Here is a 13,562-nt window from a genome sequence, read left to right on the forward strand (position 1 = left end):
AGGAGTTCTCCTGGGCGCCGGCACTCCGCTCAGCCGGTCCACGGGAAGCGCGGGGGACGGCGCTGGGTGAATGCGGCCACGCCCTCGGCCAGCTCGCCGGCGGTGGTGGTCTCCCGGTACCAGCGGTCCGCGACGGCCTCGGCGTCCCCGCCGTGCAGGAGGGCGGCGACGACCTCCTTGGTGGCCCGCTGGGACAGCGCCGACCGGGAGGCGAGGACGGTGGCGGACCGGGCGACGACGTCGGCCAGGTCGGCGGGGGAGGTCACCTCGTCGACCAGGCCCACCCGCAGCGCGGTCGCGGCGTCCAGCAGCTCCCCGCTGAGCAGCAGCCGCTTCGTGGTGGCCGGCCCGACCAGGTCCAGCAGGGCCCGGGTCGGGGCCGGTGGGTAGACGATGCCGACCTTGGCCGGGGTGACACCGAAGACGGCGGTGTCGTCGGCGAACCGCAGGTCGCAGCAGGCCGCGAGCTCGACGCCGCCGCCGATGCAGTGCCCGCGGACCAGCGCGACCGTCGGGCGCGGGAAGTGCCGGAGGGCGTGCTGGGCGGCCAGGTTCGCCGCCCGCAGCTGCGCCATCGGGTCGGCGGGGTCCGGGCCGCCGAGCAGGTCGGAGATGTCGGCGCCGGAGCAGAACGAGGGGCCGGCCCCGGTCACCACCAGCACCCGGACCCGCTCGTCGGCGGCCAGGCCGTCCAGCAGTCCCGGGACCGCGGCCCACATGGCACCGGTCATCGCGTTGCGCTTGTGCGCCCGGTCGATGGTCAGCGTGGCGACCGGCCCGTCGACCGTGACCGTGAGGTCGCTCATCCCAGGTCGTCGGTGCCGAAGGTGTCGCAGGCGTTGGGGTCACCGGACTCGAAGCCGGTGGTGAACCAGCGCTGGCGCTGCTCGGAGGAGCCGTGGGTGAAGGCGTCCTGGTCGACGTTGCCGTTGCCCAGGTTGGTCTGGATGAAGTCGTCGCCGATCCGGCCGGCGGCGTCGAGGGCCGCGTCGACGTCGTCGGAGGTGATCTCCTCGATCAGCGGCGCCCCGGACTCGTCGGGCACGGTCGTGGCGTGGTTGGCCCAGGTGCCGGCGTAGCAGTCGGCCTGCAGCTCCAGCCGCACGGTGCCGCTGGTGGGGCCGGTCTCCCCGGGCTGGACCTGGGCGTTGGTGCCCAGCAGGTTCTGCACGTGGTGGCCGTACTCGTGGGCCAGGATGTAGGCGTTGACGAAGGGCCCGCCCTCGGCGCCGAACTGGGTCTGCAGGTCCTGGTAGAAGGACAGGTCGATGTAGACCAGCTGGTCGGCCGGGCAGTAGAACGGCCCCGAGCCCGAGGTCGCCCCACCGCACCGGGTCTGCACCTGGCCGGAGAAGAACACGGTGTCGGTGGGCACGTAGCCCTCCAGGTTCTGCTCCCAGAAGTCCTGGATCGAGTCGATGTTGGCCGCCGTCGCGCAGTCGGCGCTGTCGTTGGCGTCGGCCCCGGTCTGGCAGGACTGCTCCAGCTGGGTGTTGTCGGCGGTCTCGCCCTGGCTCAGCCCGCCGAGCACGTCCTGCAGCCCGGACGACGCGGACCCGCCCCCGCCCCCGCCGCCGCCGAGGACCTGGAACAGCACCACGACGATCAGCCCGACGACGCCGAGCCCACCGCCGCCGACGGCCAGGCCGCGGCCGCCCCGACCACCGCCCCCGCCGCGACGGTCCTGCACTCCGGAGGTGTCGATGTCGGCGCCCTCGCGGTACCTCATGGCTGCTCCTGCGTGGTGGTCGTGGTCGGGCGGGCTGTGCTCACAGCGCGTCCAGGTCGGGTGGGGTGAGGGTGAACACGGCCTCGACGGCGCCGTGCACGTCCTGCAGTGCCGGGGTGAGGTCGAACTCGGGTGCCTCCGGCAGGCCGGAGGCGCGCGAGGCCGTCGCGGACACCGGCAGCCCACCGTGACCGGCACCCACGTCGCGCAGCTCGACCAGGCCGGTGAGCGTGCTGCCCACGGCCGCGGCGTACCCGCGGGCCCGGGTGACCGCCTCGCCGATCGCCGCGGTCCGGGCCGCGGCGTGCGCGGGGGAGTCCGGGTCCAGGCCCCAGTGCGGCCCCCACAGCTCGCAGCCCCCCAGCGCGGCCGCGGCGACGGCGAGCTCCCCGGCGCGCCCGACCTCGGCGACCCGGACCCGGGTGGACACCGAGGCCAGGTGGCCGGTGACCCGGTGCCGCCCCTCGACGACGGGGTGCACGCTCACGCCCTGGGTCGAGTGTTCGGTGACCAGGTCGGCGAAGCGCTCCAGCAGGTCGGTGACCCCGCGCTGGTGGTCGGCGACGAGGGCCAGCGCACGGTCGCGCTGCCGGTCCCGGCCGGTGACGGTGAGGGTCAGCTCGGCGTGGTCGGGGGCCACCCGGTGGGTGACGTCGCCGCGGACGACGACGCGGGGCGCGGGTTCCACGGGACCTCCTCGGTGGTGGCGCAGGGTGACGGGGTCACCCTGGCAGATCACGAGTCGGTGTACCCGGCGAGATCGTGACGGGTCCGTGACCCGCGCCTGACAGTGTCGGTGGCTCCGGTGGAGGGAGTCGCGGTGTCGCTGCTCGAGGGCAGGTTCGTCACCCTGGCGGTGCTCGGCGTGCTGTGCCTGCTGGGTGCCGGCCTCACGTCCTGGCTGCTCGGTCAGAGCTCGACGCTGCTGTTCGCCGTCGTGTTCGCGGGGCTCGTCGTGGTGAGCCTGATCCGCCCACCGAACGAGTGAGCGTCACCGCCGACGCCGGGTGCCGAACACCCCGCGGGTGATCTCCCGGCCCAGTGCCGACGCCGCGGAGCGGGCGAAGGCCCTGAACGCCGACGAGCCGAGCACCGTGGAGACGAGGTCGGGCTCGGGCGCGGGCTGCCGGCGCGGTCGCGGCCGGGGTGCCGGCCCGTCGAGGTCCGGCTCGCGCCAGCCGTCGGTGTCGCGTGGCACCGGGGCAGGGGTCGGCGCGGGGGCCGGCGCCGGGACGGGTGCCGGTGGCGGGGCGAGCCGGGCGGCCAGCCGTTCGTAGGCCGACTCCCGGTCGACGGCGGCCCCGTACCTCCCCGCCAGCACCGACGCGGTGACGGCGGCCTGCTGCTCGGCAGGGTCGATCTGGCCCATGGAGGAGCGGGGTGCCCGGACCATCGTCCAGGCGACCGGGGTGGGGGCGCCGCGCTCGGACAGCACGGTCACCACCGCCTCGCCGGTGCCCAGCGACGTCAGCGTCTCCGCGACGTCGTAGGCGGTGGACCTCGGGTAGGTCTTCACGGTCTTCTTCAGCGCGGTCGCGTCGTCGGGGGTGAAGGCGCGCAGCGCGTGCTGCACCCGGTTGCCCAGCTGGCCCAGCACCGGGGTCGGGACGTCGGTCGGGTTCTGGGTCACGAAGAAGACCCCGACGCCCTTGGACCGGATCAGCCGCACGGTCTGGGTCACCGACTCCAGGAACGCCTTGCTGGCCCCGGTGAAGAGCAGGTGCGCCTCGTCGAAGAAGAACACCAGCTTGGGCTTGTCGACCTCACCGACCTCGGGCAGCTCCTCGAAGAGGTCGGCGAGCAGCCACATGAGGAAGGTGGAGAACAGTGCCGGCCGGTCCTGCACCTGGCTGAGCTCGACCGAGCTGATCACGCCGCGGCCGTCGGGCGCGGTGCGCATCAGGTCGGCGGTGTCCCACTCGGGCTCGCCGAAGAAGACGTCGCCGCCCAGGTCCTCCAGGGCGATCAGGTTGCGCAGGATCACCCCGGCGGTGGCCTTGGACAGCCCGCCGAGGCCCTGCAGGTCGGCCTTGCCCTCGTCGCTGACCAGCCAGGAGATGACCGCGCGCAGGTCCTTGAGGTCCAGCAGCGGCAGGCCGGCGTCGTCCGCGTAGTGGAAGACGAGCCCCAGCGAGCTCTCCTGGGTGGCGTTGAGGTCCATCACCTTGGACAGCAGCACCGGCCCGAAGCCGGTGATGGTGGAGCGGACCGGCACCCCGGTGCCCAGCCCGCCCAGGGCCAGGAACTCGACGGGGAAGCCGGTCGGTGTCCAGTCGTCGGCGGTGTCCGTGGCGCGCCGCGTGACCCGGTCGCCGCGCTCCCCGGGCCGGGACAGCCCCGTCAGGTCGCCCTTGACGTCGGCCAGCACCACCGGCACGCCCTGCGCCGAGAGCTGCTCGGCCAGCAGCTGCAGGGTCTTGGTCTTGCCGGTGCCGGTGGCCCCGGCGATCAGGCCGTGCCGGGTCGTCATCGACAGCGGCACCCGCACCTGGGCGCCGGGGTGCGCCCTCCCGCCGTGCACCACGGAGCCGAACTCCAGGGCCGGACCGGTCGACGCGTAGCCGGCCGCGATCTCCGCGACGACCGGGTCCACCTCGCCGGCCCCGGGTGCGGCCGCGGTGTCCGGCCCCGGGGTGGTCACTCCTGGTCGCGCACGACGCGGTCGACCTCGGGGGTCGGGGACGGCGGGGCGAAGCCGGCGCTGGAGGGCTCCGAGGGCTGCACCGTCGAGGGCTGGGTGTCCGCCGCGGCTGCCGCTGCCCGGTCGACCTCCGGGGTGGCGCTGCCCGGCGGGGCCCACGCCGGGGCGCCGGCGTCGGGCTCCGTGTGGGTCGGCACCGTGTGGGTGGGCACCGTGTGGGTGGGCACGGGCGGGGTGCCCACGACGGGCGGGGTGACCGTCGACGGCGTCGTCAGGTCGGCGGGGGAGCCCGCGGTGCCGGCGGCGTCCCCGGCGCCCTCGTGGCGGGGGACGGCGGCCTTGGCCTTGCCGGCCGCCGAGTCGATCTGCTCGGCCTTGTCCGGGAATTTCTCCTTGGCGAAGCGGCCGGCCTTGTCCACGGCCTGCTCGATCTTCCCGGAGTTGTCCTTCAGGGCCGTCTGGAGCTTGTCGGCGCCGTCCGTGAGTGCGTCCTGGGCCTTCTTGGCGATGCTGCCGAAGTCCATGGTCTCGGGCCTTCCGTTCGACGGGTGCTGACCGGACCACCCTGCCCGTCGGGGGGCCGCCCCACAACACGGTCGCCGGGGAGCTCGACGGCGGCGGGGCGGACCGGCAGGATCCCGGGCGTGACCGAGAAGGTGCAGGGCCCGGCCAGCTACTTCCCCTCGATCGAGAAGACGTACGGCCGGCCGGTCGCCGAGTGGAAGGCCCTCGTCCGCGAGCGGATCGCCGCCGAGCCCGGCGCGAAGCAGATGGCGCTGGTCGGCTGGCTGAAGACCGAGCACGGGATGGGCCACGGGCACGCCAACGCCGTCGTCGCGCACACCCTGGCCGAGGACCGCGCCGCGGGCTGACCCGGTGCCCTTCACAGGCGCCCACCCGGTCGCCGTCCTGCCCTTCCTGCGCACCCGGCTGCCGGCCTCGGCGCTGGTCGTCGGCAGCGTCGTCCCCGACCTGCCCTCCTACGTCCCGGTCGACCCGCTGTGGAAGACCCACACCTGGACGGCGGTCGTCACCGTCGACCTGCTCACCGGGCTGCTGGTGTGGGCGCTGTGGCACGGGCTGGTGAGCCGCCCCCTGGTGGCGACGGCGCCGCGGCCGCTGCGGGCCCGGCTGGTCGGCGTCCCGCTGGGGCTGCGCGGGCGGCTGACCGGCGCGCAGGGCCTGGTGCCGGTCGCGGCAGCGGTCGTCGTGGGTGCGGCGACCCACGTGGTGCTCGACGCGTTCACCCACCCGCGCCGGTGGGGTGTGGACCTGCTGCCGGTGCTGTACGAGCCGTGGGCAGGGGTGCCGGCGTACAGCTGGCTGGCCGACGTCGGTGGTGCGGTGGGGCTGCTCGTGCTGGCCGGCTGGGTGGCGCCGTGGTGGCGGCGGACCCCGCCCGCCCCGGTGCCGCCCGGGCGCCCGTGGCCGTGGGTGGTCGTGCCGCTCGCCGGCGTCGTCGGCGCCCTCGCCGCCGCACCCGGGGAGCCGGACACCCGCAGCGCCGCGGTCGAGGCGGCCTTCGGCGGTGGCGGGGCGGCGCTGGGCGCGGCGGCCGTGCTCGTCGTCGGCTGGCAGCTGCGCGGGGTGCTGTCCCGCTGAGCGGACCCCCTGCCGCCCGGCCCGGGTCGCCCTAGGGTCGGGGCATGCCACTGGAAGGCGAGTACGTACCCAGCCCGGAGAAGTGGGTCCGCGACCAGGTCGAGGCCTACGAGCGCAGCGGCGGCCGGGAGGCCAACACCCTCCCGGGCCGCCCCGAGCCCGTCGTCGTGTTCACCACGCGCGGGGCCAAGAGCGGCGCGGTCCGCAAGAACCCGCTGATGAAGGTCGAGCACGACGGCGTCTACGCCATGGTCGCGAGCCAGGGCGGTGCGCCCAAGCACCCCACCTGGTACCTCAACCTCCTGGCGCACCCCGACGAGGTCACCGTCCAGGACGGCGACCAGGTCTGGGACGGCGTCGCCCGCGAGATCAGCGGCGAGGAGAAGGCCGTGTGGTGGGAGCGGGCCGTCGCGGCCTTCCCCGACTACGCCGACTACCAGCGCAGGACCGACCGGGAGATCCCGGTCGTCCTGGTGGAGCGGAAGGCCTGAGCACCCCCGGGTCGGCAGCGGGCCGGGTCGTCGTCGTCACCGGTGCCTCCGACGGCATCGGCGAGGCGGCGGCCCGCCGGCTGCACCGCGACGGTGCGCAGGTCGTGGTGGTCGGCCGGTCACCGGAGAAGACCGCCCGGGTCGCCGCCGACCTGCCCGGCAGCGTGCCGCTGGTCGCCGACTTCGCCCGGCTCGACGACGTCCGCCGGCTGGCCGCCGACGTCGCCGACCGGTTCGACCGGGTCGACGTGCTGTGCAACAACGCCGGCGGCTCGTTCGGCACGCGGCGGCTCACCGTCGACGGCCACGAGACGACGTTCCAGGTCGACCACCTCGGTGGGTACCTGCTGACCCGGCTGCTGGAGCCGCAGCTGCGCGCCGCGCGCGGCCGGGTGGTGGCGACGGCGTCCTTCATGCACCGGTTCGGGTGGGTCCCGCGGGGCCGGCTGGCCCGGGCCTACGAGTCCCGGCCGCCCTACCTGGCCAACCGCGCGTACGCGAAGGCCAAGTTCGCCAACGTGCTCACCACCCGGGAGCTGGCCCGCCGGTGGGGCCCCGACGTGACCGCCGCCTGCTACGACCCCGGCGCGGTGGCCAGCTCGTTCGGCGTGCAGTCCGGCGGGGTGGTCGGGCTGGCGTTCCGCACACCGCTGACCGCGTTCTTCCGCACCCCGGCACAGGGCGCGGACACCATGGTCTGGCTGGCCACCGCCGAGGAGGGCTGGCGCAACGGCGGGTACCACGTCGACCGCTCGCCGGGCCTGACCCTGCTGGCCGCCCGGGACGACCGCCGGGCCCGCGAGCTGTGGGACCTGTCCGCGGCCCTCGTCGGCCTAGGGTCCTGACCATGGCGAGCAAGGCCGGCGACGCGGTCGAGATCGAGGTCGACGGGCTGGACGTGCGGCTGTCCAGCCCGGACCGGGTGTACTTCCCGGCCCGCGGGGAGACCAAGCGGGACCTGCTGGAGTACTACCTCGCCGTCGGCCCCGGGATCGTCAACGCGCTGCGCGAGCGGCCCTGCATGCTGCACCGGTTCCCCACCGGCGTGACGGGGGAGAAGGTGCACCAGAAGCGGGTGCCCTCGGGCGCGCCGCCGTGGCTGGAGACGGTGCGGGTCACCTTCCCGCGGTACCGGCGGACCGCCGACGAGCTGTGCGTGACCCACCTGGCGCACGTCGCCTGGGCGGTGCAGATGTCCACCGTGGAGTTCCACCCGTGGAACAGCCGCCGGGCCGACGTCGAGCTGCCCGACGAGTGGCGCATCGACCTGGACCCGATGCCCGAGGCCGACTGGGGCACCGTCCGCCGGGTCGCCGGCGTCGTCCGCGAGGTCCTCGACGAGCTGGGGGCCGTCGGGTTCCCCAAGACCTCGGGCGGCAACGGGCTGCACGTCTACGTCCGCATCCCGCCGGCACACGGCTTCGGCGACGTCCGGCGGGCCGCGCTGGCCTTCGCCCGCGAGGTGGAGCGCCGCGCCCCCGACGACGTCACGACGACGTGGTGGCGCAAGGACCGTGACCCCGCTGCGCTGTTCGTCGACTACAACCAGAACGCCCGGGACCACACCCTGGCCGCGGCCTACTCCGTGCGGGGCAACCCCGAGGCCACGGTGTCCGCGCCGATCACCTGGGACGAGCTGGCCGACGCCGAGCCCGGTGACTTCACCATCGCCACGATGCCCGCGCGCTTCGCCCGCCTCGGTGACCTGCACGCCGACATCGACGCCCGGCCCTTCGACCTGGCCCCGCTGCTGGAGTGGGCCGACCGGGACGAGGCCGCCGGTGCCGAGGTGCCGCCCGAGCCCGAGGACTGAACCGCCGGTTCAGGGCTGGCGGTAGACCGCGTCCGGGACGTCGGTGACGAACATGTGACCGGGCGCGTGGGTGAGGGCGAACGGCGGCCGGGAGGCCATCAGGGCGGCCTGCGGGGTCACCCCGCACGCCCAGAACACCGGGACGTCGCCCTCGTGCAGCACCACCGGGTCGCCGAAGTCGGGGGCGGCCAGGTCGGCGATGCCGAGGGACGCCGGGTCCCCGACGTGCACCGGTGCGCCGTGCACCTGGGGCATCCGGGCGGTGACCTGGACGGCGGTGACCACCTGCGCGGCCGGCACCGGGCGCATCGACACCACCAGCGGTCCGGCCAGCCGACCGGCCGGCCGGCACTCCCGGTCGGTGCGGTACATGGACACGTTCGTGCCCTGCTCGATGTTGCGGACCGGTACACCGGCGTCCAGCAGGGCGGTCTCGAAGCTGAAGCTGCACCCGACGAGGAAGCTGACCAGGTCCTCCCGCCACAGGTCGACGACGTCGGTGGGCTCGGCGACCAGCTCACCGTCGGCCCACACCCGGTAGCGGGGCAGGTCGGTGCGCAGGTCCGCGTCCGGGGCGAGCACCGTGCGGGTCGAGCCCGGGTCGGTGACGTCGAGCAACGGCACCGGCTGGGGGTTCCGCTGGCCGAACAGCAGCATGTCGAAGGCCCAGTCGCGGGGGAGCACCACCAGGTTGGCCTGCGTGCTGCCCGGTGCCCAGCCCGACGAGGGCACCGCCAGGCCGGCGCGGAACGCGGCCCGGGCGGCGGCAGGCGTGCCCGCGGGTGTGCTCGCGGGTGTCGTCGCGGGGGCGCTCACCGGCGGGGTCCGTGTCGGAGGTCGGTCATGTGGGCGAGGGACACGTCGAGGTACTCCTCCAGCTCGGTCGCGGCCTGCTCGGTGCGCCCGGCGTGCAGGAGCTCGAACAGGGCACGGTTGCGGGCGACGTAGGGGCCGTGCACGTGCTCGGCGGCCGCGCCCTGGAACGCCAGCCGGAGCTCGGCGAGCAGCCGGGCCGTCGTCCCGTCCAGCCGGGGGCTGCCGGCCAGGGCCACCAGGTGCTGGTGGAAGTGCATGTTGGCGGTCCCGACGGCTGACCAGTCCCCGCGGCGGGCAGCGTCCTCACCGGCCTCGACGTCGGCACGGAGCTGCCCGAGCGGCTCGGGGCCGGCGGCCGGGTCGAGGACCTCGCCGAGCCGGCGGACGACGTCGCACTCGACGGCGCGGCGCACCCGGTAGATGTCCACCAGGTCCTCGTCGGTCAGCTCTGTGACGAAGACGCCCCGGTGCAGCCGGTGGACCAGCAGGCCCTCGTGCCCCAGCAGGCGGAACGCCTCGCGCAGGGTGTTCCGGGAGACCTGCAGGACGGCCACGAGCTGCTCCTCCGAGAGCCGGGTGCCCGGGGCCAGGTGGCCCTCGGTGACCCGGCGGCGGAGGGCGTCGGCCACCCGCTCGGCGGTGCTCGACCGGTCGAGCGCCGCCGCCTCGGTGGTCAGCGCCTGCAGCCACGCACGGTCACGGCGGTCCGGGCCCGCCGCGTCTGCGGCTGCGGTCCCGGCTGCGGACTCGGCGGCTGGGGAGGAGGGTCGGGCCACGGTCACCTCGCCATCGTGTCCTGTGTGTCGGGCGCGTCAACTCTCGCATCAGACCCTTGTCGGATTGTTCAACGATTCCATAGTGTGCTCGCCATCACGAGGGCGTGCACCGCGCGCCATCGCCGCCACCCCACCGAGGGAGCACGCCATGTCAGGTCCCGAGAGCCGGACCGGTCCGACGGACCCCGCCCCGGAGCCGTCGCCGGACCGCGGGTCCACCCCCGGAGCCGCGCCCGGCGCCACCGGCGGCCGGTTGGCCTCGAGCACCCGCTCCACCCTGCTGGGTGCGATGTTCCTGATGGCCACCTCGGCGATCGGCCCGGGCTTCATCACCCAGACGACGACCTTCACCGTCCAGCTCGGCGCCGCGTTCGCCTTCGCGATCGTCGTCTCGATCCTGGTGGACATCGCGCTGCAGCTGAACGTCTGGCGGGTCATCGGGGTGAGCGGCCGCCGGGCCCAGGAGCTGGGCAACCTGGTGGCGCCCGGGCTGGGCTGGGTGATGGCCGCCTTCCTGCTGGTCGGCGGGCTGGTGTTCAACATCGGCAACGTCAGCGGCGCCGGGCTGGGCACCGACGCCATGCTGGGCCTGGACCCGAAGATCGGCGGGGCGCTGTCCGCGCTCATCGCCATCGGGGTGTTCCTGAGCAAGAAGGCCGGCGTCGCGGTCGACCGGATCGTCGTCGTCCTCGGGCTGGTGATGATCGTGCTGACCACCTACGTGGCGATCACCTCGGGCCCGCCGGTCGGGCAGGCACTGCGCAACGTGGTGCTGCCCGAGCAGGTCGACGTCCTGGCCATCACCACGCTGGTCGGCGGCACGATCGGCGGCTACATCGTCTACGCCGGCGCGCACCGCCTGCTGGACTCCGGTGTCAGCGGGCCCGGGCACGTCCGGGACATCACCCGCGGCTCGGTCACCGGCATCCTGATCACCGCGGTCATGCGGGTCGTGCTCTTCCTGGCCATCCTCGGCGTCGTCTCCGGCGGCGCCGCGCTGGACCCGGACAACCAGGCGGCCTCGGCGTTCGGCCAGGCCGCCGGCGAGGTCGGCATGCGGGTCTTCGGCATCGTGCTGTGGGCCGCGGCGATCACCAGCGTCATCGGCGCCTCCTACACCTCGGTCTCCTTCGTGACCTCCCGGACGAGGACCAGCGACCGCACCCGGACGCTGCTCGTCGTCGGCTTCATCGCCGTCACCACGCTGGCCTACCTGCTCATCGGCACCGCCCCGACCACGCTGCTGGTCTTCGCCGGGGCGTTCAACGGCCTGCTGCTGCCGATCGGCATCGCGGTCCTGCTGTGGGTGGCCACCCGCCGGTCGGACCTGCTCGGCGGGTACCGCTACCCGCGCTGGCTGCTCGTCGTCGGCTGGGTCGCCTGGCTGCTGACGCTCTACCTGGCGGTCAACTCCGTCCGCCCGGTCATCGACCTGTTCGCCTGAGGAGCGCCGTGACGACCATCGACCTCAACTCCGACCTCGGCGAGGGCTTCGGCCAGTGGACGCTGGGCGACGACGACGCGCTGCTGGAGATCGTCAGCAGCGCCAACGTCGCCTGCGGCTTCCACGCCAGCGACGCCACGATCATGCGGCGGGTCTGCGAGCGGGCCGTCGAGCACGGCGTCGCCATCGGCGCGCAGGTGGGCTACCGGGACCTGCCCGGCTTCGGCCGCCGGTTCATCGACGTCGAGCCGCACGCGCTGACCCAGGACGTCGTCTACCAGCTCGGTGCGCTGCAGGCCTTCGCCCGGGTGGCGGGGGACCGGGTCCGCTACGTCAAGCCGCACGGCGCGCTCTACAACGCGATCGTGCACCACGAGGAGCAGGCCGCGGCCGTCGTCGCCGCCGTGGTGGACGTCGACCCGACGCTCCCCGTGCTGGGGCTGCCCGGGTCGGTGTGGCTGCGGCTGGCCGCCGAGGCCGGGCTGACCACGGTGGCCGAGTCCTTCGCCGACCGGGCCTACACGCCCGAGGGCACCCTGGTGTCCCGGCGGCTGCCCGGCGCGGTGCTGCACGACCCGGCCGAGATCGCCCGCCGCTGTGTCGCGATGGCCACCGGGGGAGCGGTCACCGACGTCGACGGCGGGGAGCTGCACCTGGCGCCGGGGTCGATCTGCGTGCACGGCGACACCCCGGGAGCGGTCGGGATCGCGCGGCAGGTGCGGGACGCGCTCACCGGTGCGGGCGTCACCCTCTCCCCGTTCGCCCGCTGATGCGCCTGCTGCCCAGTGGGGACGCCGCGGTCCTCGCCGAGCTCGACGGGCTGGACGACGTCCTCGCCCTGCACGCGGCGCTCGTGGCCGAGCCGCCGCCCGGGGTGGTCGACGTCGTCCCCGCGGCGCGCACCGTGCTCGTCGTGCTCGACCCGGGCGCCACGACCCTCGACGCCGTCGCCGCGGCGGTGCGGGCCACCCGGCCCCGGCCGCCCGACGCGCGCGCCGAGGGCCAGGTGCTCGAGCTGCCGGTCGTCTACGACGGGGCCGACCTGGCCGACGTCGGCGAGCTGCTGGGGTGCACGGCCGACGAGGTGGTCGCCCGGCACACCGGCACCACGTGGACCGTGGCGTTCTGCGGCTTCGCACCGGGCTTCGGCTACCTGACGGCCGCCGACGGAGGGTGGGACGTGGCGCGCCGCAGCACCCCGCGGACCCGGGTGCCGGCCGGGTCGGTGGGCCTGGCGGGGGAGTTCAGCGGGGTCTACCCGCGGGAGTCCCCGGGCGGCTGGCAGCTGCTCGGGCACACCGACACGGCCGTCTTCGACGTCCACCGGGACCCCGCCGCGCTGCTGCGTCCCGGCGTCCGGGTCCGGTTCCGGGCGGTCCGGTGAGCCTCACCGTGCTCGCGCCCGGGCCGTTGACCACGGTCCAGGACCTGGGCCGGCCGGGGCGCGCGGCCGAGGGCATCGGCCGCTCCGGGGTCTGCGACCGGACGTCGGCCGCGCTGGCCAACCGGCTGGTGGGCAACCCGGTCGACGCCGCACTGCTGGAGGTCACCGCCGGGGGGCTGGTGGTCCGTGCCGATGCGGAGCTGTGGGTGGCGCTGACCGGTGCGCGCTGCGCCGGGGCGCCCTACGCGGCCCCGGTCCGGCTGCGGGCCGGGGAGCAGCTGGCGCTCGGTGCGCCGGTCGGCGGGCTGCGCTCCTACCTCGCCGTCCGCGGCGGGGTCGACGTCGACCCGGTGCTGGGGTCCCGCTCCACCGACCTGCTCTCCGGGCTGGGGCCCGCCGTCGTCGCCGCCGGGGACGTGCTGCCGGTGGGTCCGGCGTCTTCTGCGTGGCCGGGGGTCGACGTCGCACCGGTCCTGGAGCCGCCGGCCGGGGAGGTCGTCGTGACCGTGCTGCCGGGGCCCCGCGCCGACTGGTTCACCGACGACGCCCGGGCGCTGCTGACCTCGGCCGGGTGGACGGTGACCGGGGACGGCAACCGGGTCGGCCTGCGGCTGTCGGGTCCCGAGCTGACCCGCGCCCGGGACGGCGAGCTGGCCAGCGAGGGCATGGAGCGCGGCGCCCTGCAGGTCCCGCCGTCGGGGCAGCCGGTGCTGTTCCTCGCCGACCACCCGGTCACCGGCGGGTACCCGGTGATCGGCTACGTCGCCGAGCCCGACGTCGACCGGTGCGGCCAGCTCACGCCCGGCCAGGTGCTGCGGTTCCGCGCGGGCCGTTGACGCCGGGGACGGCGGGCCGCCACCATCCCC

Annotated in this window: 17 protein-coding genes; 10 read left to right on the plus strand and 7 right to left on the minus strand. The window is 75.2% G+C overall.

Annotated elements, in window-relative coordinates; genetic code table 11:
• Positions 1-29: 29 nt before the first annotated feature.
• From ASG41_RS15665 to ASG41_RS15675, 3 genes are read right to left on the minus strand one after another with little or no spacing between them, the layout of a single operon-like run.
• On the minus strand, positions 30-806 hold the full coding sequence (locus ASG41_RS15665) for an enoyl-CoA hydratase/isomerase family protein (RefSeq protein ID WP_056296965.1): 777 nt from the start codon (positions 804-806) through the stop codon (positions 30-32).
• On the minus strand, positions 803-1,729 hold the full coding sequence (locus tag ASG41_RS15670) for a neutral zinc metallopeptidase (protein WP_056296967.1): 927 nt from the start codon (positions 1,727-1,729) through the stop codon (positions 803-805). Before ASG41_RS15670 ends, ASG41_RS15665 begins: the two co-directional genes overlap by 4 nt.
• A 40-nt stretch (positions 1,730-1,769) precedes the next feature.
• Positions 1,770-2,417 carry an SIMPL domain-containing protein gene (locus ASG41_RS15675; protein ID WP_056296970.1) on the minus strand — a complete coding sequence of 216 codons (648 nt, stop codon included), beginning with the start codon at positions 2,415-2,417 and terminating at the stop codon, positions 1,770-1,772.
• A 132-nt stretch (positions 2,418-2,549) separates the two neighbouring features.
• Between ASG41_RS15675 and ASG41_RS24015 the strand changes: the two genes are divergently transcribed.
• A complete protein-coding gene (locus ASG41_RS24015) occupies positions 2,550-2,717 on the plus strand; it encodes a hypothetical protein (RefSeq protein ID WP_162245570.1) in 168 nt (55 codons plus the stop codon).
• A gap of 3 nt (positions 2,718-2,720) precedes the next feature.
• Here ASG41_RS24015 and ASG41_RS15680 read toward each other — a convergent pair whose 3' ends face one another.
• A complete protein-coding gene (locus tag ASG41_RS15680) occupies positions 2,721-4,370 on the minus strand; it encodes a helicase HerA-like domain-containing protein (protein WP_082557010.1) in 1,650 nt (549 codons plus the stop codon).
• On the minus strand, positions 4,367-4,894 hold the full coding sequence (locus ASG41_RS15685) for an antitoxin (RefSeq protein WP_056296974.1): 528 nt from the start codon (positions 4,892-4,894) through the stop codon (positions 4,367-4,369). Before ASG41_RS15685 ends, ASG41_RS15680 begins: the two co-directional genes overlap by 4 nt.
• Before the next feature lie 120 nt (positions 4,895-5,014).
• Between ASG41_RS15685 and ASG41_RS15690 the strand changes: the two genes are divergently transcribed.
• Genes ASG41_RS15690 through ligD form a run of 5 tightly spaced genes read left to right on the plus strand, consistent with a single transcriptional unit; the run spans position 5,015 to position 8,276 of the window.
• Complete coding sequence (locus tag ASG41_RS15690) at positions 5,015-5,242, plus strand: DUF4287 domain-containing protein (RefSeq protein ID WP_056296975.1); 228 nt, start codon at positions 5,015-5,017, stop codon at positions 5,240-5,242.
• A gap of 4 nt (positions 5,243-5,246) precedes the next feature.
• Positions 5,247-5,972, plus strand: coding sequence for a DUF4184 family protein (locus tag ASG41_RS15695; protein ID WP_056296978.1), 726 nt, complete (start codon positions 5,247-5,249; stop codon positions 5,970-5,972).
• A 44-nt stretch (positions 5,973-6,016) separates the two neighbouring features.
• A complete protein-coding gene (locus tag ASG41_RS15700) occupies positions 6,017-6,463 on the plus strand; it encodes a nitroreductase family deazaflavin-dependent oxidoreductase (protein WP_056296981.1) in 447 nt (148 codons plus the stop codon).
• Positions 6,367-7,308 carry an SDR family NAD(P)-dependent oxidoreductase gene (locus ASG41_RS15705; RefSeq protein ID WP_162245571.1) on the plus strand — a complete coding sequence of 314 codons (942 nt, stop codon included), beginning with the start codon at positions 6,367-6,369 and terminating at the stop codon, positions 7,306-7,308. The genes ASG41_RS15700 and ASG41_RS15705 overlap by 97 nt, the downstream gene beginning before the upstream one ends.
• A 2-nt stretch (positions 7,309-7,310) precedes the next feature.
• Complete coding sequence (gene ligD / locus ASG41_RS15710; RefSeq protein WP_056296987.1) at positions 7,311-8,276, plus strand: non-homologous end-joining DNA ligase; 966 nt, start codon at positions 7,311-7,313, stop codon at positions 8,274-8,276.
• A gap of 9 nt (positions 8,277-8,285) precedes the next feature.
• Here ligD and ASG41_RS15715 read toward each other — a convergent pair whose 3' ends face one another.
• Entirely contained in the window at positions 8,286-9,092 is an 807-nt protein-coding gene (locus ASG41_RS15715) for a putative hydro-lyase (protein WP_056296989.1), read from the minus strand.
• Positions 9,089-9,874 (minus strand): GntR family transcriptional regulator, encoded by a 786-nt coding sequence (locus ASG41_RS15720; RefSeq protein ID WP_200939006.1) that lies wholly within the window; start codon positions 9,872-9,874, stop codon positions 9,089-9,091. Before ASG41_RS15720 ends, ASG41_RS15715 begins: the two co-directional genes overlap by 4 nt.
• Before the next feature lie 142 nt (positions 9,875-10,016).
• Here ASG41_RS15720 and ASG41_RS15725 point away from each other — a divergent pair, with 142 nt between their 5' ends.
• The 4 genes from ASG41_RS15725 to ASG41_RS15740 are packed head-to-tail and all read left to right on the plus strand — an operon-like array spanning position 10,017 to position 13,532.
• The gene (locus ASG41_RS15725; RefSeq protein ID WP_056296992.1) at positions 10,017-11,312 is read left to right on the plus strand and encodes an NRAMP family divalent metal transporter; all 1,296 of its coding nucleotides are present in this window, start codon (positions 10,017-10,019) and stop codon (positions 11,310-11,312) included.
• A gap of 8 nt (positions 11,313-11,320) precedes the next feature.
• Entirely contained in the window at positions 11,321-12,082 is a 762-nt protein-coding gene (locus ASG41_RS15730; RefSeq protein ID WP_056296995.1) for a LamB/YcsF family protein, read from the plus strand.
• A complete protein-coding gene (locus tag ASG41_RS15735) occupies positions 12,082-12,696 on the plus strand; it encodes an allophanate hydrolase subunit 1 (RefSeq protein ID WP_056297001.1) in 615 nt (204 codons plus the stop codon). The genes ASG41_RS15730 and ASG41_RS15735 overlap by 1 nt, the downstream gene beginning before the upstream one ends.
• Positions 12,693-13,532: a biotin-dependent carboxyltransferase family protein gene (locus ASG41_RS15740; RefSeq protein ID WP_056297004.1), complete on the plus strand. Its 840-nt coding sequence runs from the start codon at positions 12,693-12,695 to the stop codon at positions 13,530-13,532. Before ASG41_RS15735 ends, ASG41_RS15740 begins: the two co-directional genes overlap by 4 nt.
• Positions 13,533-13,562 lie beyond the last annotated feature (30 nt).

It is taken from the genome of Modestobacter sp. Leaf380, from assembly GCF_001424485.1.
Taxonomy (GTDB): Bacteria; Actinomycetota; Actinomycetes; order Mycobacteriales; family Geodermatophilaceae; genus Klenkia.

Excerpts from the sequence above, each read along its gene's own strand:
- ASG41_RS15670 (WP_056296967.1), bottom strand. The coding sequence starts at position 1,729 with ATGAGGTACCGCGAGGGCGCCGACATCGACACCTCCGGAGTGCAGGAC.
- ligD (WP_056296987.1), top strand. The coding sequence starts at position 7,311 with ATGGCGAGCAAGGCCGGCGACGCGGTCGAGATCGAGGTCGACGGGCTG.
- ASG41_RS15700 (WP_056296981.1), top strand. The coding sequence starts at position 6,017 with ATGCCACTGGAAGGCGAGTACGTACCCAGCCCGGAGAAGTGGGTCCGC.
- ASG41_RS15685 (WP_056296974.1), bottom strand. The coding sequence starts at position 4,894 with ATGGACTTCGGCAGCATCGCCAAGAAGGCCCAGGACGCACTCACGGAC.
- ASG41_RS15725 (WP_056296992.1), top strand. The coding sequence starts at position 10,017 with ATGTCAGGTCCCGAGAGCCGGACCGGTCCGACGGACCCCGCCCCGGAG.
- ASG41_RS15665 (WP_056296965.1), bottom strand. The coding sequence starts at position 806 with ATGAGCGACCTCACGGTCACGGTCGACGGGCCGGTCGCCACGCTGACC.
- ASG41_RS15735 (WP_056297001.1), top strand. The coding sequence starts at position 12,082 with ATGCGCCTGCTGCCCAGTGGGGACGCCGCGGTCCTCGCCGAGCTCGAC.